At 71.0% G+C, this 18,222-nt stretch carries 21 protein-coding genes; 14 read left to right on the top strand and 7 right to left on the bottom strand.

What is annotated here, in order from left to right; genetic code table 11:
• Positions 1-4: 4 nt before the first annotated feature.
• Positions 5-1,420: a leucyl aminopeptidase gene (locus ACK99Q_RS10565; RefSeq protein ID WP_410186112.1), complete on the bottom strand. Its 1,416-nt coding sequence runs from the start codon at positions 1,418-1,420 to the stop codon at positions 5-7.
• A gap of 33 nt (positions 1,421-1,453) precedes the next feature.
• On the opposite strand from ACK99Q_RS10565, the gene gcvT reads away from it, so the two are divergent.
• Positions 1,454-2,554, top strand: coding sequence for a glycine cleavage system aminomethyltransferase GcvT (gene gcvT, locus ACK99Q_RS10570; RefSeq protein ID WP_410186113.1), 1,101 nt, complete (start codon positions 1,454-1,456; stop codon positions 2,552-2,554).
• A 1-nt stretch (position 2,555) separates the two neighbouring features.
• Positions 2,556-2,750 (top strand): hypothetical protein, encoded by a 195-nt coding sequence (locus tag ACK99Q_RS10575; protein WP_410186114.1) that lies wholly within the window; start codon positions 2,556-2,558, stop codon positions 2,748-2,750.
• An 18-nt stretch (positions 2,751-2,768) separates the two neighbouring features.
• On the opposite strand, the gene ACK99Q_RS10580 is transcribed toward ACK99Q_RS10575, so the two are convergent.
• A complete protein-coding gene (locus ACK99Q_RS10580; RefSeq protein WP_410186115.1) occupies positions 2,769-3,317 on the bottom strand; it encodes a DUF3043 domain-containing protein in 549 nt (182 codons plus the stop codon).
• Positions 3,318-3,373: 56 nt separating this feature from the next.
• On the opposite strand from ACK99Q_RS10580, the gene ACK99Q_RS10585 reads away from it, so the two are divergent.
• From ACK99Q_RS10585 to ACK99Q_RS10600, 4 genes are read left to right on the top strand one after another with little or no spacing between them, the layout of a single operon-like run.
• Positions 3,374-4,099, top strand: a complete 726-nt coding sequence (locus ACK99Q_RS10585; protein WP_410186116.1) for a PspA/IM30 family protein — start codon at positions 3,374-3,376, stop codon at positions 4,097-4,099.
• Complete coding sequence (gene htpX / locus ACK99Q_RS10590) at positions 4,074-4,967, top strand: zinc metalloprotease HtpX (RefSeq protein WP_410186117.1); 894 nt, start codon at positions 4,074-4,076, stop codon at positions 4,965-4,967. Before ACK99Q_RS10585 ends, htpX begins: the two co-directional genes overlap by 26 nt.
• A gap of 2 nt (positions 4,968-4,969) precedes the next feature.
• A complete protein-coding gene (gene pspAB / locus ACK99Q_RS10595) occupies positions 4,970-5,539 on the top strand; it encodes a PspA-associated protein PspAB (protein ID WP_410186118.1) in 570 nt (189 codons plus the stop codon).
• A 25-nt stretch (positions 5,540-5,564) separates the two neighbouring features.
• Positions 5,565-6,866: a hypothetical protein gene (locus tag ACK99Q_RS10600; protein WP_410186119.1), complete on the top strand. Its 1,302-nt coding sequence runs from the start codon at positions 5,565-5,567 to the stop codon at positions 6,864-6,866.
• Here ACK99Q_RS10600 and ACK99Q_RS10605 read toward each other — a convergent pair.
• The 3 genes from ACK99Q_RS10605 to ACK99Q_RS10615 are packed head-to-tail and all read right to left on the bottom strand — an operon-like array spanning position 6,830 to position 8,723.
• Positions 6,830-7,477 (bottom strand): hypothetical protein, encoded by a 648-nt coding sequence (locus ACK99Q_RS10605; protein ID WP_410186120.1) that lies wholly within the window; start codon positions 7,475-7,477, stop codon positions 6,830-6,832. The genes ACK99Q_RS10600 and ACK99Q_RS10605 overlap by 37 nt on opposite strands.
• On the bottom strand, positions 7,474-8,082 hold the full coding sequence (locus ACK99Q_RS10610) for a hypothetical protein (RefSeq protein WP_410186121.1): 609 nt from the start codon (positions 8,080-8,082) through the stop codon (positions 7,474-7,476). The genes ACK99Q_RS10605 and ACK99Q_RS10610 overlap by 4 nt, the downstream gene beginning before the upstream one ends.
• The gene (locus ACK99Q_RS10615) at positions 8,079-8,723 is read right to left on the bottom strand and encodes a hypothetical protein (RefSeq protein ID WP_410186122.1); all 645 of its coding nucleotides are present in this window, start codon (positions 8,721-8,723) and stop codon (positions 8,079-8,081) included. The genes ACK99Q_RS10610 and ACK99Q_RS10615 overlap by 4 nt, the downstream gene beginning before the upstream one ends.
• A gap of 77 nt (positions 8,724-8,800) precedes the next feature.
• Between ACK99Q_RS10615 and ACK99Q_RS10620 the strand changes: the two genes are divergently transcribed.
• The 8 genes from ACK99Q_RS10620 to ACK99Q_RS10655 all read left to right on the top strand — a co-directional run bounded on the left by ACK99Q_RS10620 (position 8,801) and on the right by ACK99Q_RS10655 (position 17,118).
• A complete protein-coding gene (locus ACK99Q_RS10620; RefSeq protein WP_410186123.1) occupies positions 8,801-10,066 on the top strand; it encodes an aminotransferase class I/II-fold pyridoxal phosphate-dependent enzyme in 1,266 nt (421 codons plus the stop codon).
• Position 10,067: 1 nt separating this feature from the next.
• Positions 10,068-11,177 carry a glycerate kinase gene (locus ACK99Q_RS10625; protein ID WP_410186124.1) on the top strand — a complete coding sequence of 370 codons (1,110 nt, stop codon included), beginning with the start codon at positions 10,068-10,070 and terminating at the stop codon, positions 11,175-11,177.
• 124 nt (positions 11,178-11,301) lie between these two features.
• Entirely contained in the window at positions 11,302-11,667 is a 366-nt protein-coding gene (locus tag ACK99Q_RS10630; RefSeq protein WP_179424062.1) for a HesB/IscA family protein, read from the top strand.
• Between the two features lie 79 nt (positions 11,668-11,746).
• Positions 11,747-12,751, top strand: coding sequence for a carbohydrate kinase family protein (locus tag ACK99Q_RS10635; RefSeq protein WP_179424063.1), 1,005 nt, complete (start codon positions 11,747-11,749; stop codon positions 12,749-12,751).
• A 211-nt stretch (positions 12,752-12,962) separates the two neighbouring features.
• Positions 12,963-13,691: a cytochrome c oxidase subunit II gene (gene coxB / locus ACK99Q_RS10640; RefSeq protein WP_410186125.1), complete on the top strand. Its 729-nt coding sequence runs from the start codon at positions 12,963-12,965 to the stop codon at positions 13,689-13,691.
• Positions 13,691-15,439, top strand: a complete 1,749-nt coding sequence (ctaD, locus tag ACK99Q_RS10645; protein ID WP_410186126.1) for a cytochrome c oxidase subunit I — start codon at positions 13,691-13,693, stop codon at positions 15,437-15,439. Before coxB ends, ctaD begins: the two co-directional genes overlap by 1 nt.
• 3 nt (positions 15,440-15,442) lie before the next feature.
• Complete coding sequence (locus ACK99Q_RS10650) at positions 15,443-15,838, top strand: cytochrome c oxidase subunit 4 (protein WP_179424065.1); 396 nt, start codon at positions 15,443-15,445, stop codon at positions 15,836-15,838.
• A 92-nt stretch (positions 15,839-15,930) separates the two neighbouring features.
• Positions 15,931-17,118, top strand: a complete 1,188-nt coding sequence (locus ACK99Q_RS10655; protein WP_410186127.1) for an Ig-like domain-containing protein — start codon at positions 15,931-15,933, stop codon at positions 17,116-17,118.
• A 3-nt stretch (positions 17,119-17,121) separates the two neighbouring features.
• Here the strand turns inward: ACK99Q_RS10655 and ACK99Q_RS10660 are convergent, their stop codons facing one another.
• Positions 17,122-17,547 carry an HhH-GPD-type base excision DNA repair protein gene (locus tag ACK99Q_RS10660; RefSeq protein ID WP_410186985.1) on the bottom strand — a complete coding sequence of 142 codons (426 nt, stop codon included), beginning with the start codon at positions 17,545-17,547 and terminating at the stop codon, positions 17,122-17,124.
• A 105-nt stretch (positions 17,548-17,652) separates the two neighbouring features.
• Complete coding sequence (locus tag ACK99Q_RS10665) at positions 17,653-18,222, bottom strand: HhH-GPD-type base excision DNA repair protein (protein WP_410186128.1); 570 nt, start codon at positions 18,220-18,222, stop codon at positions 17,653-17,655.

Consider the following 18,222-nt stretch of genomic DNA (forward strand, 5'->3'; position numbering starts at 1 on the left):
GCCGTCAGCCCAGGTCTCGGGCGAGCGCGACGAGCGTGCGCACGCCGGCGCCCGTGCCGCCGACGGGCGTGTAGTCAAACGCGCCGGCATCGTTGAACGCCGGGCCGGCGATGTCCAGGTGCGCCCACGAGGCGTCCTTGACGAACTCGCGCAGGAAGGCCGCGGCGTACATCGTGCCGCCGTAGGGCTTCGGGTTGTGCTGACGCAGGTCCGCGATCGAGGAGGTCGTGACCGCCGCGCCGATCTCCTCGGTGATCGGCAGGCGCCACATCGACTCGCCCGCGAGGTCGGCCGCCGCGAGCACGCGGTCCTGCAGCGCGTCGTCGTTGCCGAGCACGGCCGTGGTGCGGGTGCCGAGCGCGACCATGGCCGCGCCGGTCAGCGTGGCGACGTCGACGACGTGGTCGGCCTTCGCCTCGACCGCGAGCGCGAGGCCGTCGGCCAGCACGAGGCGACCCTCGGCGTCGGTGTTGTGGACCTCGACCGTGGCGCCCGAGCGCATGCGCAGCACGTCGCCGGGACGCGTGGCGGTGCCGCTGGGCAGGTTCTCGGCGATGCACGCGAACGCGGTGACGCGGATCGGCAGGCCGAGACGGGCGATGGCGTGGGTGGCGGCCACGATCGCGGCGGCGCCGCCCATGTCGCACTTCATGGTCATCATCGAGGCGCCGGGCTTGAGCGAGAGGCCGCCCGAGTCGAAGGTGATGCCCTTGCCCACGAGGGCGAGGTGCGTCTTCGCGCCGTCGGGGTTGTAGTCGAGGCGGACGAGGCGCGGCGGGGCGTCCGAGCCGGCGCCGACGCCGATGATGCCGCCGCACCGCTCCTTCGTCAGGCGCTTCTCGTCCCAGATCGTGACGCGCACGCCGGACGGGGCGGCGGCCTTGATCGCGTCGGCGAACGCCGGCGGGCGCAGGTCGCCCGGGGGAGTGTTGACCCAGTCGCGGGCCACGCAGGTGGCCTCGGCGACGACGACGGCCTCCTCGACGAGGCGCTTGGTCGCGGCCTTGCGGGCGTCCTCGCTGAGGATCGTGGCGGTCTCCACCACCGTGGTCTTCTTCCGGGCGTCGTCGCCCTTGTAGTCCAGGTACGCGTACGAGGTCAGCACGACGGCCTCGGCGATGGCGGCGAGGTCGGCGCCGGCCACGCGGCTGGGATCGATGCCCACGCGGGCGGCCTTCGGGACGGCCCGCAGGCCCTTGGCCACGGCGCGACGCTGCTGCTCGGCCGTGGGCTCGGCCGCGGTGGCGACCCATGCGGTCAGCTGGGCGTCGCCGCTGGCCACGACGGCCACGTCGCCCGCGTCCCCGGTGAAGCCGAAGGCCGCCCAGGGGACGTCGTCGGGAAGGGCTGAGCCCGAGGGGATCAGCGCGACGATCGCATCGACGGTGGGCAGGGTGGCACGCAACTGGACCGTGGACATGCCGCCACTGTAGTCAGCGGTAGTTTGGCTCGCATGGACCTGCTGCTGTCGCCCCTGCACCAGCGCCACGAGGCGCTCGGCGCCAAGTTCTCGGAGTTCGGTGGTTGGTCGATGCCGCTGGAGTACGCCGGTGGCGGCGTCCTGGCCGAGCACAAGGCCGTCCGCGAGGCCGTCGGCCTGTTCGACGTCAGCCACCTGGGCAAGGCGCTCGTCCGCGGCACCGGAGCGGCCGGATTCGTGAACCGCTGCCTGACGAACGACCTCAGCCGCATCGCGCCCGGGAAGGCCCAGTACACGCTGTGCTGCTCCGAGGACGGCGGCACGGTCGACGACCTCATCGCCTACCTGCGCAGCGAGTTCGAGGTCTTCCTCATCCCCAACGCGGCCAACACCGCCGAGGTCGTGCGCCTGCTGCGCGCCGCCGCGCCCGAGGGCGTCGAGGTCCTCGACCAGCACCGCGAGTACGCCGTGCTCGCGATCCAGGGTCCGCTGAGCGACGAGCTGCTCGAGGCGCTCGACCTGCCGGCCGACCACGAGTACATGTCCTTCACGAAGGGCACGATCGACGGCGTCGAGCTGACGGTCTGCCGCACGGGCTACACCGGCGAGCGCGGCTACGAGCTGGTCGCCGCCGCCGAGGACGCCGTGCCGGTCTGGGACGCGGTCATGGCCGCCGGCGAGTCACTGGGCATCCGCGCGTGCGGCCTCGGCGCCCGCGACACCCTGCGCACCGAGATGGGCTACCCGCTGCACGGCCACGAGCTGTCGGCCGAGGTCAGCCCCGTCATGGCGCGCGCGGGCTGGGCGGTGGGCTGGTCCAAGCCCGTGTTCTGGGGCAAGGCGGCGCTCGAGCGCCAGCGCGAGGAGAAGACCGTGCGCACCCTGCGGGGCCTGCTGGCCGAGGGCCGCGGCATTCCGCGGCCCGGCATGGCCGTGCAGGACGCCGACGGGAACGTGCTCGGCGAGATCACCTCGGGCACCTTCTCGCCCACGCTGCGCCAGGGGATCGGCCTCGCGCTGCTCGACCGCACCGTCGCCGACGGCGACACCGTCTCGGTCGACGTGCGCGGACGCGTCCAGGCGTTCACGGTGACCAAGCCGCCGTTCGTCCAACCCTCGACCAAGGAGAGCTGACATGGGCTTCACGTGGCAGTACGAGAACGGCGCCGGCGAGGCCGTCGGCGCGTCGGAGGAGTTCGACCAGCGGGGCGAGGCCGAGTCGTGGATCGGCACGAGCTTCGAGGACCTGCTGGAGGACGGCGTCGAGCAGGTGCGCCTGCTCGAGGACGGGGCCGAGGTCTACGGACCCATGTCGCTGCGCCCGGAGTGACCTCCGGGGCGGCGACCGTCAGTACTGCTCGCGCAGCGGCTGGCCGATCTCGATGGCCGGCTTCGGCAGACGCATCCGGCGCAGCTGCGTGCTGCGCAGCACCGCGTAGAGCACCGCGCCGCGGCTCTCGGCCTTGGTGAAGCGCTTCTTGAGCTCGCGCTTGATCGTGGCGACCAGCCAGATCTCGTCGATGATCGTGGCGAAGATCGTGACGGTCCACAGCGAGAAGACGATCGACGCCATCGCGGGGAAGAAGCTGAGCACGAGGATCACGACGAGCAGGGGGAGCATGAACTCGGCGACGGTGCGGCGACGGTCGACCGCGTCGCGGGCGAGGGCCTTCGCGGGCCCGCGGTCGCGGGGCGGCAGGTCGGCGGTGGAGCCCGTGCCCATGAGCGCCTCGCGCTGCTTGTCACGGGCCGCGGAGCGGCGACGGCGCTCGCGCTCGGCCTGCTCACGGCGGGTCAGCGGTCGCTTCATCTGCTGCCGGCGAGCCGCCTCGGCCTCCTTGCGGCTGCGGGTCGGTCCACCCTTGCGCTGGGGGGTGCCTTCGGGTGCGTCGTTCACGCGAACGACCCTACAAGGCGAGGCCTCGTGCTGGTGTGCACGGCTAGGGTGGTGCCATGGCTGAGGGCGGGTTCTGGACACGGACGAAGCGGCTGTTCCGTTCGCACACCGCGAAGGACGCCGGAGCCGATCCCGAGGAGGTGCGCGAGCGCCTCGACGAGGCCTATCGCACCCAGTCGCGACTGCTGGCCCAGGTGCGCCGTGGCGTGGCCGACGTCGCCACCAGCCGCAAGCGCGTCGAGATCCAGCTGGCGTCGCTGCGCCGCGAGATCGACTCCGCGGGCGCCGAGGCCAAGGCCGCGGTCGACCGCGGCGACGACGCCTCCGCCCGCCTGGCCCTGGAGCGCCAGGTCGCGCTGGAGAAGGCCGCCACCGAGCTCGACGACCGTCGCTCCCAGCTGCGCTCCGAGGAGCAGCAGCTGATCAGCTCGGCGGCGGGCATCGAGCGCCAGATCGAGGACTTCCGCGTCCGCAAGGACACGCTGGCCGCCCGCTACTCGGCGGCCCAGGCGCGCACCGAGATCCAGGGCGCCACGGCCGGCATCGGCGCCGCCGCCGGCGAGGTCGGCCGCGTCATGGCCGACGCCGAGCGGCACACCCGCGAGCTCGAGGCCACGGCCGACGCCGTGGACGAGCTCATGAACGAAGGCATCCTCACCCGCCCGGGTGAGTCGCAGGACGAGGCGCTGCTGCGGCGCTTCGACGAGGCCCTCGGCTCGGTCGATCCCGAGCCGCGCGCCGTGGAGGGAGACGGACATGGCCCGCACCAGATTTCGCAGTGACCGGGGGCTGACCCTGCGCATGGGCGGGGTCGGCCTGGGACTGGTTCTGCTCTACGTGCTGTTCGGCGCGATGCTGATCTCGGTCGCCGGCAGCCTGTGGGTCGCCGTCATCATCACGCTCGGCATGGCGTGGGGCCAGTGGTACTTCTCGGACTCGCTCGCGCTGAAGTCGATGGGCGCGCACGTCGTCACGCCCGAGCAGGCCCCCGAGCTCCACGCGATGATCGACCGGCTGGTCGCGCTGGCCGACATGCCCAAGCCCCGCGTGGCCGTCGCGGTCACCGACATGCCCAACGCCTTCGCCACGGGGCGCTCGCCGAACCACTCGGCGGTGTGCGTCACCACCGGCATCATGCAGCGGCTCGACGCCGACGAGCTCGAGGGCGTCCTGGCCCACGAGCTCGCGCACGTGGCCAACCGCGACGTCTCGGTCATGACCGTCGCCTCGTCGCTCGGCCTGCTCGCGGGCTTCCTCACCCGCTGGGGGATGTGGTTCGGCGGCGGCAGCCGCGACAAGAACAGCGGCCCCGCGATGATCGTCGTGGTCCTGGTGAGCCTCGTCGTCACCGCCGTCAGCTTCTTCCTGACGCGGGCGCTGTCGCGCTACCGCGAGCTGAGCGCCGACCGGTCGGGGTCCTACCTCACCGGCCGGCCGTCCAAGCTGGCGTCGGCGCTGGTCAAGATCTCCGGCGACATGGGCCGCATCCCCACGTCCGACCTGCGCGAGGCGCAGTCGATGAACGCCTTCTTCATCGCGCCGGCGCTCAAGGGCGACGCGGCGCAGGCGCTGTTCTCCACGCACCCGCCGCTGCAGACGCGCCTCGACCAGCTCGCCCGCATCGGCGCCGACCTCACCGAGCGGCGCTGAGCGTGGGCTTCCTCGACGGGATCCTCGGCCGCAGCAAGCCGCCGAAGGCCAACCTCGACGTCCTGTTCTCGGTGCCCCAGGCGGCGCTCACGCTCGAGGCCGAGGGCTTCGCGTTCAGCGGCCACGGCGCGGTCTGCTTCCGCGACGCCGAGGGCCGCGCCGACGACGAGGTCATCGCGTCGGCGCAGGAGATGATCCGCACCGATCCCACGGCCACGGTCGAGATGCACCATGACGAGTTCGGGTTCACGTGGCTCGAGGTCATCCGCCCGACGGGCGACGTCTCGGGGCTGGTCACCGACCTGCACGCGGTGAACTCCACGATGGCCGCGCAGGGCTTCGACGCGTCGATGCTGTGCTCCACGGTCGTCTTCGAGCACGAGGGCCACCGCTCGGCGCTGGTCTACCTGTTCAAGCGAGGCACGTTCTACCCGTTCGTCCCCGACCCCACGGCCGCCCGGCGCCGCGACAACCCCACCGAGCTCCGGATGCGTGCGCTCGTGGAGAACGACGTGCCGATCGAGGCCGACCTCGGCCGCTGGCTCGCCATCTGGGGCGCCCCGGGACTGTGACGCAGTCGGTCTAGACTCAGCGCCCATGGGGGAGCTGAGCCGGGTGCTGCGCGACGCGATCGTCGTGGTGTGGCAGGGATTCCGGCTGGTCGGCGCGCACTGGCCGGTGCTGGCGACGATCTACCTGGTCGGCGCAGCCGGACGGTGGGGCTTCCTGTGGCTCGCCGTCGTGCTCAGCGAGAGCCACTCCACGCTCGCCGGCCTGATCGTGCCGCTGGCGCCGCTGTCCACCCTGGTGGCGATCATCGTCATGCTCCTGGTCGTCTCGTCGTCGGTCACCGGCCTGGTCGCCGACACCTCGGCACCTGAGGCCGGCACCGGGCCCCGCACCGACGGCTGGCTCGGCGTGCTCGCCGGCGCGCTGCTGCCGTTCCTCACGGTCTACGCGGCGCAGGGACTGCTCAAGGAGGACGTGCGCGCGTACGTCAACGAGGCCACCTACGACGAGCTGTACGGCAGCGCGGGATCCTTCTACGGCGAGGCGGCCGACATCGACCGCACCGCCATCGCCACCGGCTGGCTGCTTGTCGCCATCGTCGTGCTGGCGCTCGTGCTGCGGTTCCTCTTCGACCGCTTCAACCTCCCGGCGCGCAGCCGCGCCCTCGCCTTCGGCGCCGCCTACGTCGAGACGCTGTGGATCGTCACGCTCGGCGTGTCCTTCGCGGCCTACCAGGACCGCCTCTGGGCGTGGGTGGCCGACCGGCGCTTCGTCCACTGGGTCCAGGACACGTGGGCCGACCTCCTGGAGTTCCTCGGCCCGATCGGCGACCCCGTCGCCACGGTCGTGGGCTGGATCGGCACGTTCATCGACAATGCCGACGACGTCGTGCTCGTGCCGCTCGCGTGGCTCACGGTGGCGGCCGTCGTCTTCGGCCGCAGCATCGCCCCGCCGGCGCCGCGCGAGCGCCCCTCGCGCCTCTCGCGCGTGCGCCCGCTGGCCGTCGTCGGGTCGCGCACCCCGGCCGTCGTCAAGCGCTGGGCGGGCGAGGCGACCTCGGGCTTCCGCGGCCGGTTCAGCGGCCTGCGCGACGGGTTCCGGGTGCTGGCGCTCGGCGGACTCGTTCCGATGGTGATGTTCTGCCTCGTCTTCGTCATCGCCGACCAGGCCAACGCGCTGGCGAGCGAGGTCTGGCGCGCGGCCCTCGGCCCCCGCGACCGGGACACCGCGCTGGCGTTCTCGCCGTGGCTCGACATCGTCTCGTCGGGCGTCGAGTACGTCGTCCTCGCCGGACTGCTCGCCGCGGCGATCGGGCGGATCCTGTCGAACCAGCGGCGCTGGGCGCAGCCGAATCAGGCGGCGGAGCCGTCCACCGGCAGCTCGACGTAGCGCGGCAGGAAGTACCAGAGCCGCACCGCGGTGGGCTCGGCCTCCGCGGGCAGCACGAACAGCGTCTCGGTGGTGAAGGCGGCCAGACGCGGCTCGTCGCCCTCGCGCAGCCGGGGCGGGGCGGTGCTTCCGAGCTCCGCCTGCGGGCCCGGCGTCGCGTTCGGGACGCAGCTGGAGAACCGTGCGCCGTCCACCGGCAGCCCCGAGTCCGACTCGCCGTGCAGGTTGCCGGCGGCGTCGACCACCGCGACGGTGCAGCCGACGAGGGAGACGTCGGGATCGGCGCTGACGTCGAGCCGCAGCCGCCAGGCGCGCACGCCGTCGGGGAGCGGGTCGCCACCGATGAGAGTGACGTCGTCGGCCGGCTCGAACGTGTCCAGCGCGTAGCGCGCCTCGATCGGGTAGCGCAGGTGTCCGTCGTCGTACTCGTCGACGAGGTGCGCCTGCGAGGACTCGACGGGTGCGGGGGAGTGGAAGCCCTTCGCCCACCAGTAGTCCTGGAGCCGCGAGCTGCCGGCGGCCAGCGCGAGGACGAGGGCCAGCGGCAGGGCCACGAGACCCCAGCGGTTGCGCTGCCACCACGTGCGGCGGTGCTCGATCGTGCTGGTCACGACGCCTCCGTCCGGATCATCTCGCGCGGGGCGGGCAGCTCGAGCGGCTCGCTCCGCTGCTGCCAGCGCGCGACGTCGCTCGCGTCGACGCCGAGGTCCACCACGGCCATCGAGTCCCAGCGCTCGTCGATGCCGAGCGGTGCCAGTGCCACGGAGGCACCGGGAACGCTCGCCGGGTCGGCCTCGACGACGGCGACGCAGCGGGCGGGACGGTCGACCATCAGGCCGGTGCAGGAGACGGAGCTGCGGCCGCTGGTGCCGAAGAACGGCAGCTCGCGTCCGGCGTTGTCCCGCAGGGCGGCGTACGTGAGGTCGGAGGACTCGCCGCGCGGCGTCCAGGCCAGCTCGACCGCGACGAAGACGCCGGGGGAGACCATGGTCGTGCCGCCGGCGGGCGCCACCGAGGTCGCGCCGTCGACCGACAGCACCTCGAGGTCGCCGGTGCGCAGCGCGGCCGTGCCGCCGACGGCGACCGGCTCCTCGAAGGGGCGTGAGGACTCGGCGCGCTCGGGCAGCTGCTGGTGCAGCCACTGGCCGAGGACGAGCGCGAGCACGATGAGGACGCCGGCCGTCGCGGGCGGCCGGCGCAGGCCCAGCCGGCTCACGACTCGCGCCCCTGCGAGACCGCGAGCGTGCCCGCGTGGGTGACCGTGGGGTCGAACCACATGAGCTGGTCGTCGAGCGAGCTGCGGCGCCAGGTCCAGGCCGAGACGGCCACGGTGGCCTCGGTCGGCAGCGGCTCGGACGCGGCCTGCTCCCACACGAAGGCGACCTCGTACTCCAGGCCCGGGGCGACGGCCGTGAGAGCGGTGGCGTCGGCCAGCACGAGCACCTGCGGGGCGGCGTCGTCGCTCGGCCCGGTCTCGTCACCGAGCGGTCCCGTGTAGAAGCCCTCGAGTCCCGTCAGTCGCACGGAGTCGCGGATGGTGCTGGTGTAGACGGGGTGGTCCGAGGTGTTCTCCACCGTCGCGACGGCCACGAGGTAGCGTCCGCGGACCTCCTCGTCGAGGCCCAGGTCGTCCGACCACCGCAGCCGGTCGACGGTGATGTCGAAGGGCTCGGCGTGGAACGTCTGGCCGGCCTTGATCTCGGTGGGTCCGGCGGTCCTCGCGGTGGCGAGCCCGCCGAAGAGTCCCGAGGCCAGGACGACCACGGTGGCGCCCGCGGCGAGCACCTGGCGCAGCGTCATCGTGCGGCTCAGCTGGCGCAGCCACCGGCGCACGCGTCCGCCCTCGTCCCCCGTCATGGCCCTGATGGTAGGGCAGCCCGAGCGGGCCGCGATGCCGGAGCGGGCCCGACGGTGCTGCGCGATACCTTGGGTCCGTGACCCTCGACTCCCTCTCCCGTGACCAGCTCGACGCCTTCCTGGCCGAGCAGCAGCAGGCCTACGCCGACCTCCAGCAGGCCGGCCTGAAGCTCGACATCACGCGCGGCAAGCCGTCCTCGGACCAGCTCGACCTCTCCGAGGGCCTGCTGACGACGCCGATCGAGGATCACGTGTCCGGCGGCGTCGACGTCCGCAACTACGGCGGCGGCACGGGCCTGGCCGAGCTGCGCGAGATCTTCGCCGAGCTGCTCGGCGTTCCGGTCGGCCAGCTCCTCGCCGGCAACAACGCGAGCCTGTCGATGATGCACGACTCGATCGTGTTCGCGATGCTGCACGGCGTCCCCGGCGGATCGGCCCCGTGGAAGGACGGCCCGGTCAAGTTCCTGGCCCCCGCGCCCGGGTACGACCGCCACTTCGCGATCTGCGAGCACCTCGGCATCGAGATGATCCCGGTCGGGATGCGCGAGGACGGTCCCGACATGGAGGCCGTGCGCGCCCACGTCGCCGACCCCGCGGTCAAGGGCATCTGGATCGTGCCCACGTACTCCAACCCCACCGGCGCGGTCGTGAGCGAGCAGGTCGCCGCCGAGCTGGCGTCGCTGGACACCGCCGCCGACGACTTCCGCATCTACTGGGACAACGCCTACGCCGTGCACGACCTCACCGAGGAGCACGCGAAGTCGGCCGACATCCTGGGCCTCTGCTCGGCCGCCGGGCACCCCGACCGCCCGCTGATGTTCGCGTCCACCTCGAAGATCACGCTGGCCGGCTCGGGCGTCAGCTTCCTCGCGGGCTCGCCCGACAACGTCGCCTGGTACCTGTCGCACACCGCCATCCGCACGATCGGCCCCGACAAGGTCAACCAGCTGCGCCACGCGCAGTTCCTCGGCAGCCCGCAGGGCGTGCTCGACCTGATGGCACGCCACCGCGAGATCCTGGCGCCGAAGTTCGACACCGTGCTGCGGATCCTCTCCGAGCGCCTCGGTCCGCACGAGGTCGCCACCTGGACCACCCCGAAGGGCGGCTACTTCGTCAGCCTCGACGTCGTCGACGGCACCGCGTCGCGCGTCGTGCAGCTGGCGAAGGAGGCCGGCATCTCGCTCACGCCCGCCGGCGCCTCGTTCCCGTACGGCAAGGACCCGCGCGACCGCAACATCCGCATCGCGCCCTCGTTCCCGCCGCTGCAGGAGCTGACGCTCGCGATGGAGGGTCTGGCCACGTGCGTGCTGCTCGCCGCGGCCGAGAAGGCCGCCTCGGCCTGACGTGCGCATCGTCGTCGCCCCGGACAAGTTCGCCGGCACCCTGACCGCACCCCAGGCCGCGCGGGCCATCGCCGAGGGGTGGCGCCGCACCGCGCCCGGCGACGAGCTCGTCGAGGCGCCCATGGCCGACGGCGGACCTGGCTTCCTCGACGCCCTCCAGGGAGCGTTCGGCGCCGACGCGCGCCTCGAGGTCGTCACCGTGCCGGGCCCGCTGGGCGAGCCGGCGCCGGTCGGCCTGCTGGTCGCCGGCGACACCGTCTACCTGGAGTCCGCGCAGGCGTGCGGGCTGCACCTGGTGTCCGAGCGGCGCCCGATGGACGCCACCACCGTCGGCGTCGGACGGGCGATCGCCGCGGCCGTCGACGGGGGAGCGCGGCGGATCGTCGTGGGGCTCGGCGGCAGCGCCACCAGCGACGGGGGAGCGGGACTCCTCGCGGTCCTCGGCGCCACCTCCGACGTCCCCCTGGACGCCGGCCCTGCCGGACTGGACGGCGTGACCGGGGTCGACCTGGCTCCGGCGCGGGCCCGTCTCGAGGGGATCGAGCTCGTGGTCGCCGCCGACGTCGAGACGACCCTGCTCGGGATGTTCGGCGCGGCACGCACCTTCGGCCCCCAGAAGGGCCTCACTGACGAGCAGGTGATCACCGTCGACCACCGCCTCGACCGCTTCGTCGAGGCCGCGTGCGGCTCCACCCCGGCCGAGCGCCGCGTCGCCGACCAGAAGGGCGCCGGTGCCGCCGGCGGCCTCGGGTTCGCGCTGCTGGTCCTCGGCGCCGAGGTCACGTCGGGCATCGGCCTGGTCGCCCGGGAGGCGGGCCTTGCCGACCTCGTGGCGGGCGCCGACCTCGTGATCTCGGGGGAGGGGGCGTTCGACTACTCCTCCCGCGCGGGCAAGGTCGTGCACGGCGTCGCCTCGATCGCCATGGAGCACGCCACGCCCTGCGTCGTCCTGGCCGGCCGCGTCGACGTCGGCAGCCGTGAGATGCGCGCCCTGGGCGTCGAGTCGGCCTACGGGATGGTCGACCGGGTGGGCGAGGAGGCCGCGCTGCGCGAGCCCGACCGGCACCTGGCCGACCTCGCCGAGCGCGTCGCCCGCTCCTGGTCGGCCTGATCCGGCGCGCGCGAGCGGCCCGCGCCGCTCGACGACTTCGATTCGCCGCGTACCATGGGAATCGAATCCGATCGCGCCGTGTTGCACCTGACGGCATGATCCATCCGTAGACCGAGGAGCCTCGATGACCGCCACGGACCAGACCACCACCGAGACCACGCCCGCCGACGGTGTGACCCTGAGCGACGGCGCGGCCGGCAAGGTCAAGAGCCTGCTGCAGCAGGAGGGCCGCGACGACCTCGCGCTGCGCATCGCCGTGCAGCCCGGTGGCTGCTCGGGCCTGCGCTACCAGCTGTTCTTCGACGAGCGCACGCTCGACGGCGACGAGATCCGCGAGTTCGACGGCGTCAACGTCGTCGTCGACCGCATGAGCCTGCCGTACCTCCACGGCGCCACGATCGACTTCGTCGACACCATCGAGAAGCAGGGCTTCACCATCGACAACCCGATGGCCACCGGCTCCTGCGCCTGCGGTGACTCCTTCCACTGAGTCGCCCAGCAGCCCACGTCGATCGGGGCACGCCACCGGGGTTTCCGGCGGCGTGCCCCGATCGCATATGGTGGCGGCCGTGCACCTCGCCATCGCCGGGTCGGTAGCCACCGACCACCTGCAGACCTTCGCCGGCAAGTTCTCCGACTCGCTCGTCCCCGACCAGCTGGACAAGCTGGCGGTCTCGTTCCTGGTCGAGGACCTCGACGTCCGCCGCGGCGGATGCGCCGCCAACATCGCCTTCGGGCTCGGCAGCCTCGGGCTGCACCCCACGCTCGTCGCCGCCGTGGGCCGCGACTTCGACCTCGGCTACCGCGAGTGGCTCCAGGAGTCGGGCGTCGACTGCTCGAGCGTCCTGGTGTCGCCCACGCTGCACACCGCGCTGTGCACCATCACGACCGACGAGGCGCACGCCCAGATCGTGACGTTCTACCCGGGCGCGATGGCCCAGGCGCGCGAGATCGACATCGCCGCACTGCACGCCGAGCGCCCCATCGACCTGCTCCTCATCGGCCCCGACGACCCCGACGGCATGCTGCGGCACACGCGCACCGCCCGTGAGCTGGGCATCCCGTTCGCCGCCGATCCCTCCCAGCAGCTGGCCTGGGCCGGGGGAGAGCTGATCCGCGACCTGATCGACGGCGCCGCGTACCTGTTCAGCAACGACTACGAGGCGGCCCTGATCGCCAAGAAGACCGGCTGGAGCGACGCCGACATCGCCGAGCGCGTGGGCGTCCGCGTCGTCACGCACGGCAAGGACGGCTGCGTCGTCCACGAGGCCGACGGCACGCGCCACCAGATCGGGGCCATCGAGGGCGTCACCGCCGTCGACCCGACGGGCGTCGGCGACAGCTTCCGGGCGGGCTTCATGGCCGGCGTCGCCGCCGGGCTCTCGCTCGACCGCGCGGCCCAGGTGGGCTGCACGATCGCGGCCAGCGTGGTCGAGACGATCGGCACCCAGGAGTACGTGCTGGAACGCTCGGCGTTCCTCGATCGGGTGCGCTCGACGTACGGCGACGAGGCCTGCGACGAGATCGGCACGGCGCTGTCGATCACCCATGACACGGTCGTCAAGTCAGGCTGACCTAACCCGCTGGGCGACCGGTCGCCTGCGTTACTGTTCATCAAAACCCTGTGTGGTCGAGATCTTCTGAGAAAGGCGCTCCGTGGGTCGAATGAAACTGGCGGCGTTGACCGCCCTGGCCGCTGTCATGCTTGGCGGCTGCTCGCCCTTGGACGAGTCGGACCTGAACCGACTCGCGCTCCCCGTGGCCGGATCTGACCGATCCATCTACATGTGGAACCTGTGGCTCGGTACGTGGATCGCAGTGCTCGTGGTGTTCCTGCTGGTGTTCGGCATGATCCTCTACGCGCCCCTCCGCTACCGCCGCAAGAACGCCGATGATCCCGCGCCGGTCCAGGTGCGCTACAACCTCCCGCTGGAGGCGCTCTACACGATCGCCCCGGTGATCATCGTCGCCGTGTTCTTCTTCCACACGGTCGAGTCGCAGAACGCGCAGCTCGAGGAGGTCGAGAACCCCGATCACACGATCGAGGTCGTCGGCAGCAAGTGGCAGTGGACCTTCAACTACCTCGAGGGCGCTCCCGGTGGGGAGTCGGTCTTCGACCAGGGCGACACCGCGAACCTGCCCGAGCTGTGGCTGCCCAAGGGCGAGTCGGTGAAGTTCGAGCTCCTGTCGCCGGACGTCATCCACTCCTTCTGGGTCCCCGAGTTCTACTTCAAGATGGACGTCGTCCCGGGCAACATCCCCGGCAAGGACGGCAACAACTCATTCACGATGACGCCGAACCGCGAGGGCACCTTCACGGGTCGCTGCGCCGAGCTCTGCGGCGTCTACCACACCCGCATGCTGTTCAAGGTCAAGGTCGTCTCCCCCGAGGAGTACCGCGCCCACCTCGCCGAGCTCGAGGCCGCCGGCCAGGTCGGCGATCCCAGTGGCTCGACCACAGCTGACACCGTCGCCGGGCTGGACGCCAGCGGCGAGAGCGAACCGGAGGACTGATGGCCACCGCAACCTTCGACGCGTCAGAACCGCGCCGACCCGCACGGGAGCGCTCCCTCGGGACGAAGGCCTTCACGCTGCTGACGACCACCGACCACAAGGTCATCGGTCAGATGTACGCCGTGACGACGTTCTTCTTCTTCATCTTCGGTGGCATCCTGGCCCTCATCATCCGCGCCGAGCTCGCTCGCCCGGGTGGCCAGTTCGTCGGCGACGAGACGTACAACCAGCTGTTCACGATGCACGGCACGATCATGCTGCTGATGTTCGCGACGCCGCTGTTCTTCGCCTTCGGCAACATGATCATGCCGCTGCAGATCGGTGCTCCCGACGTCGCGTTCCCGCGACTGAACATGTTCAGCTACTGGCTGTACCTGTTCGGCTCGCTGATCGCCGTCTCGGGCTTCATCGTCCCCGGCGGCGCGGCCAGCTTCGGCTGGTTCGCCTACCTGCCGCTGTCGGACTCGATCCACAGCCCCGGCGTCGGTGGCGACCTGTGGGTCATGGGCCTGTACATGTCGGGTCTGGGCACGATCCTGGGCGCGGTCAACTTCATCACCACGATCTTCTGCATGCGCGCACCCGGCATGACCATGTTCCGCATGCCGATCTTCGTGTGGAACACGCTGGTCACCAGCATCCTGATCATCATCGTGTTCCCGGTGTTCGCCGCGGCGCTGCTCGCGCTGGGCGCGGACCGCATGCTCGGGGCGCACGTGTTCGACCCCTCCACGGGCGGACCGATCATGTACCAGCACCTGTTCTGGTTCTTCGGCCACCCAGAGGTCTACATCATCGCCCTGCCGTTCTTCGGCATCATCACCGAAGTCCTGCCGGTCTTCAGCCGCAAGCCGGTCTTCGGCTACGTCGGCCTCGTCGGCGCGACGCTGGCGATCGCGGTCCTCTCGGCCGCGGTGTGGGCCCACCACATGTTCGTCACCGGAGCGGTGAACCTGGCGTTCTTCAGCTTCATGACGTTGTTGATCGGCGTGCCGACAGGCGTGAAGTTCTTCAACTGGATCGGCACGATGTGGGGCGGGTCCGTCTCGTTCGACACACCCCTGCTGTTCTCGCTGGGCTTCCTGACGACCTTCCTCTTCGGTGGTCTGACCGGCATCGTCCTGGCCTCGCCGGCCCTGGACTTCCACCTGTCCGACACGTACTTCGTCGTGGCGCACTTCCACTACGTCGTGTTCGGCACGGTCGTGTTCGCGATGTTCGCCGGCTACTACTACTGGTGGCCGAAGATCACGGGCCGGATGCTCGACGAGAAGCTGGGCAAGATCCACTTCTGGCTGCTGTTCGTCGGCTTCCACCTCACCTTCCTGGTGCAGCACTGGCTGGGCGTCGAGGGCTTCCCGCGTCGCTACGCCGACTACCTGCCCGGCGACGGCTTCACCCGCCTGAACGAGATCTCCACGATCGGTGCGTTCCTGCTCGGTGCCTCCACGCTGCCGTTCATCTACAACGTGTGGAAGTCCCGCAAGGCGCCCCTGGTCCGCCAGGACGACCCGTGGGGCTGGGGCCGCACGCTCGAGTGGGCCACCTCCAGCCCGCCGCCGCGTCACAACTTCGTGTCGCTGCCGCGGATCCGCTCGGAGAGCCCGGCGTTCGACCTGCACCACCCCGACGTGGTGGAGCTCGAGATGGCCCAGAACCCCGACGCCAACGAGCCGCTGGCCGACACCCCCGACCTCGAGGGTCGTGGCGAGGCGCTCGGCGGCAAGAACCCCAAGGCTGGTGAGTGATCGATGCGCAAGGAATTCTGGCTGTTCTTCAGCTGCGCGATCTTCTTCGTGATCGTCACGCCCGTCTACTGGGCCGTGGCGCACGAGGTCACCGGCACGGTCGCCCTCATCATGGCGATGCTGCTGTTCTTCATGATCAGCTTCTACCTGTGGTTCGTGGCCAAGGCCATCCCCGAGCGTCCCGAGGACCGTCTCGACGGCGAGATCGCGGAGGGTGCCGGCGAGCTCGGCTTCTTCCCGCCGTTCTCCTGGTGGCCGCTGTTCGCCGCCATGTCGTTCGGCTTCCTGGTCCTGGGCGTCGTCTTCGGCTGGTGGATGTTCATCCTGGCCCTGCCGTTCGGCGCGATCTGCGTCTGCGGCTGGATCTTCGAGTACTACCGCGGGATCCACGCTCACTGAGCCCGATCCCCGCACGTCACGCCCCCGGTGTTCCGACACCGGGGGCGTTTCGCTGTCCGGGGCGTGGGGTGCGATTGCCTAGACTTCCAGGCGTGAGCAGGTGGGGAGTGCGGGCCGTCGGTGCCCTGGTCGTGATGGTCCTGACGTCGTCGTGCACGAGCGGCGGCGGCAGTGACGTCGCCGAGCAGGAGCAGGCGAAGGATCCGCTGACGATCACCGCGAGCGTCGAGAACGGCGCCGCGGACGTCCCCGTCGACTCGGTGGTCACCGTTGACGGCTTCGACGGCCAGCTGGCCGACGTGAAGCTCGCGAGCGCCGACGGCTCGACGACGATCCCCGGCGAGGTGCACGGCGTCCGCTGGACCGCCGGGCAGCTCCTCGAGCCCGCCACCACGTACGTCCTCACCGCGTCGGGCACGGGCGACGACGGCCAGCAGGTCACCGAGACCTCGCGGTTCACCACGCGGGCCCTCACCCTCGACGAGCAGACCTACCCGGCCGTGGCCCCGCTCCAGGGCGAGACCGTCGGCGTCGGCATGCCCGTCATCGTCAGCTTCGACATCGCGGTCAAGGATCGGGCCGCCTTCGAGAAGCGGATGAAGGTCACCGCCCAGCCGGCCACCGACGGTGGCTGGTACTGGCTGAGCGACAACACGGCGCACTGGCGGCCGAAGAAGTTCTGGAAGCCCGGCACGAAGGTCACGGTCGACCTCGGCCTCAACAGCGTGCACGCCGGCAACGGCATCTACGGCCAGCAGGACCAGCACGTGGAGTTCACGGTGGGCCGCTCGGTGGTGAGCGTCGTCGACACCCGGCGCCACCAGATGACCGTGAAGATCGACGGCAAGGCCCGGCGGACGATCCCGGTCTCCACCGGCGATGCCGACCACCGCAGCCGCAACGGCATCAAGGTCATCATGGAGAAGCACCGCTCGATCGACATGGACGCGGCCACGACGGGCGTGGACTCCGACGACCCGAACTACTACAACCTCAAGGGCGTCAAGTACGCGATGCGCGTGACGAACTCGGGGGAGTTCCTCCACGCCGCCCCGTGGTCGGCGGCGTCGCAGGGCAATGCCAACGTGAGTCACGGCTGCGTCGGCATGAGCACGAAGGACGCCGCGTGGGTGTTCGCGCAGAGCAAGCGCGGCGACATCGTCAGCTACGTCGGCAGCCCGCGGCGCCTCGAGCCGGCCAATGGATGGACGGACTGGAACCGCTCGTGGGACGAGTGGCTCGAGGGTTCCGCGCTGGGCGCGGACGCGGAGGACGCCTGAGCCTCAGCGGCTCTTCGCGGCCTTGGCGGCCGCCTTCTGCTCGCGCTTGAACTCGCGCACCTTCGCCAGCGACTCGGGGCTGGTGATGTCGGCGACGCTGCGGTGACCCGGCTGGCCGTAGTCGCCGGCTGCCTCACGCCAGCCGGCGCCGTCGAAGCCGTACTGCTTGCCGAGCAGGGCCAGGAAGATCTTGGCCTTCTGCTCGCCGAAGCCGGGCAGCGCCTTGAGTCGCTTGAGCACCTCGGCGCCGTCGGGGGAGCCCTGGGTCCAGATCGCGGCGGCGTCGCCGCCCCACTCGTCGCGCACGGCCGCCGCGAGCGTTTGCACGCGCCCCGCCATCGAGCCGGGGTAGCGGTGCACGGCGGGGGTGTGGCGGAACACGGCCTCGAAGCCCTCAGGATCCTGCGTGGCGATCTCGGCCGGCTCCAGCGTGCCGACGGCGCTCGAGGATCTTTGCCGGCCCGGAGAAGGCCGCCTCCATCGCGATCTGCTGGTCGAAGCGGGTCAGGTCGGACAAGCCGAAGGTGGCCCCACTTACGCACCGGCAGACTTCGCCTTGGCCTTCTTGGCCTTCTTGTAATCGCGCACCTTTTGGAGCGACTCTGCGTCAACTACGTCAGCGACGGATCGCCAGCCGTCAAGCGCGTAGTCCCCAGCAACCGCTTCCCAGCCGGAAGGCCGTACATTGAGCTGCTTAGCGAGGAGAGCGATGAAGATGCGCGCCTTCTGTTGCCCGAACCCGGGCAATGCGGTGACTCGCTTCAACAATTCCTCGCCGTCGGCAGCTTCCAACCAGAGCTTGGTGACATCTCCGTCGTACTGATCCTCGACGATCGCGGCGATTCGCTGGATCTTCTCCGCCATTGAGCCAGGGAAGCGATGAATCGCCGGCGCCTCGGCGCACGCGGCCTTGAACGTTTCGGGATTCAGGGTCGCGATAGATTCCGGATCGAGCGTTCCGAGACGCTGAAGGAGCTTGAGGCCGCCGCGGAAGGCGTGCTCCATCCCGTACTGCTGATCCAGTGCCATCCCAATCAGAATGGCGAACGGGTACTCATCCAGGACACGATCGGCTTCCGAGTCCTGCGCAATTTGAAGAGCCAC

The sequence above is a fragment of the Aeromicrobium sp. MLTX1 genome (genome assembly GCF_046452335.1).
Lineage (GTDB): Bacteria > Actinomycetota > Actinomycetes > Propionibacteriales > Nocardioidaceae > Aeromicrobium.

Excerpts from the sequence above, each read along its gene's own strand:
- ACK99Q_RS10575 (WP_410186114.1), top strand. The coding sequence starts at position 2,556 with ATGGGCTTCACGTGGCAGTACGAGAACGGCGCCGGCGAGGCCGTCGGC.
- ACK99Q_RS10650 (WP_179424065.1), top strand. The coding sequence starts at position 15,443 with ATGCGCAAGGAATTCTGGCTGTTCTTCAGCTGCGCGATCTTCTTCGTG.
- ACK99Q_RS10615 (WP_410186122.1), bottom strand. The coding sequence starts at position 8,723 with ATGACGGGGGACGAGGGCGGACGCGTGCGCCGGTGGCTGCGCCAGCTG.
- gcvT (WP_410186113.1), top strand. The coding sequence starts at position 1,454 with ATGGACCTGCTGCTGTCGCCCCTGCACCAGCGCCACGAGGCGCTCGGC.
- ctaD (WP_410186126.1), top strand. The coding sequence starts at position 13,691 with ATGGCCACCGCAACCTTCGACGCGTCAGAACCGCGCCGACCCGCACGG.
- ACK99Q_RS10585 (WP_410186116.1), top strand. The coding sequence starts at position 3,374 with ATGGCTGAGGGCGGGTTCTGGACACGGACGAAGCGGCTGTTCCGTTCG.
- coxB (WP_410186125.1), top strand. The coding sequence starts at position 12,963 with ATGTGGAACCTGTGGCTCGGTACGTGGATCGCAGTGCTCGTGGTGTTC.
- htpX (WP_410186117.1), top strand. The coding sequence starts at position 4,074 with ATGGCCCGCACCAGATTTCGCAGTGACCGGGGGCTGACCCTGCGCATG.
- ACK99Q_RS10565 (WP_410186112.1), bottom strand. The coding sequence starts at position 1,420 with ATGTCCACGGTCCAGTTGCGTGCCACCCTGCCCACCGTCGATGCGATC.
- ACK99Q_RS10600 (WP_410186119.1), top strand. The coding sequence starts at position 5,565 with ATGGGGGAGCTGAGCCGGGTGCTGCGCGACGCGATCGTCGTGGTGTGG.
- ACK99Q_RS10630 (WP_179424062.1), top strand. The coding sequence starts at position 11,302 with ATGACCGCCACGGACCAGACCACCACCGAGACCACGCCCGCCGACGGT.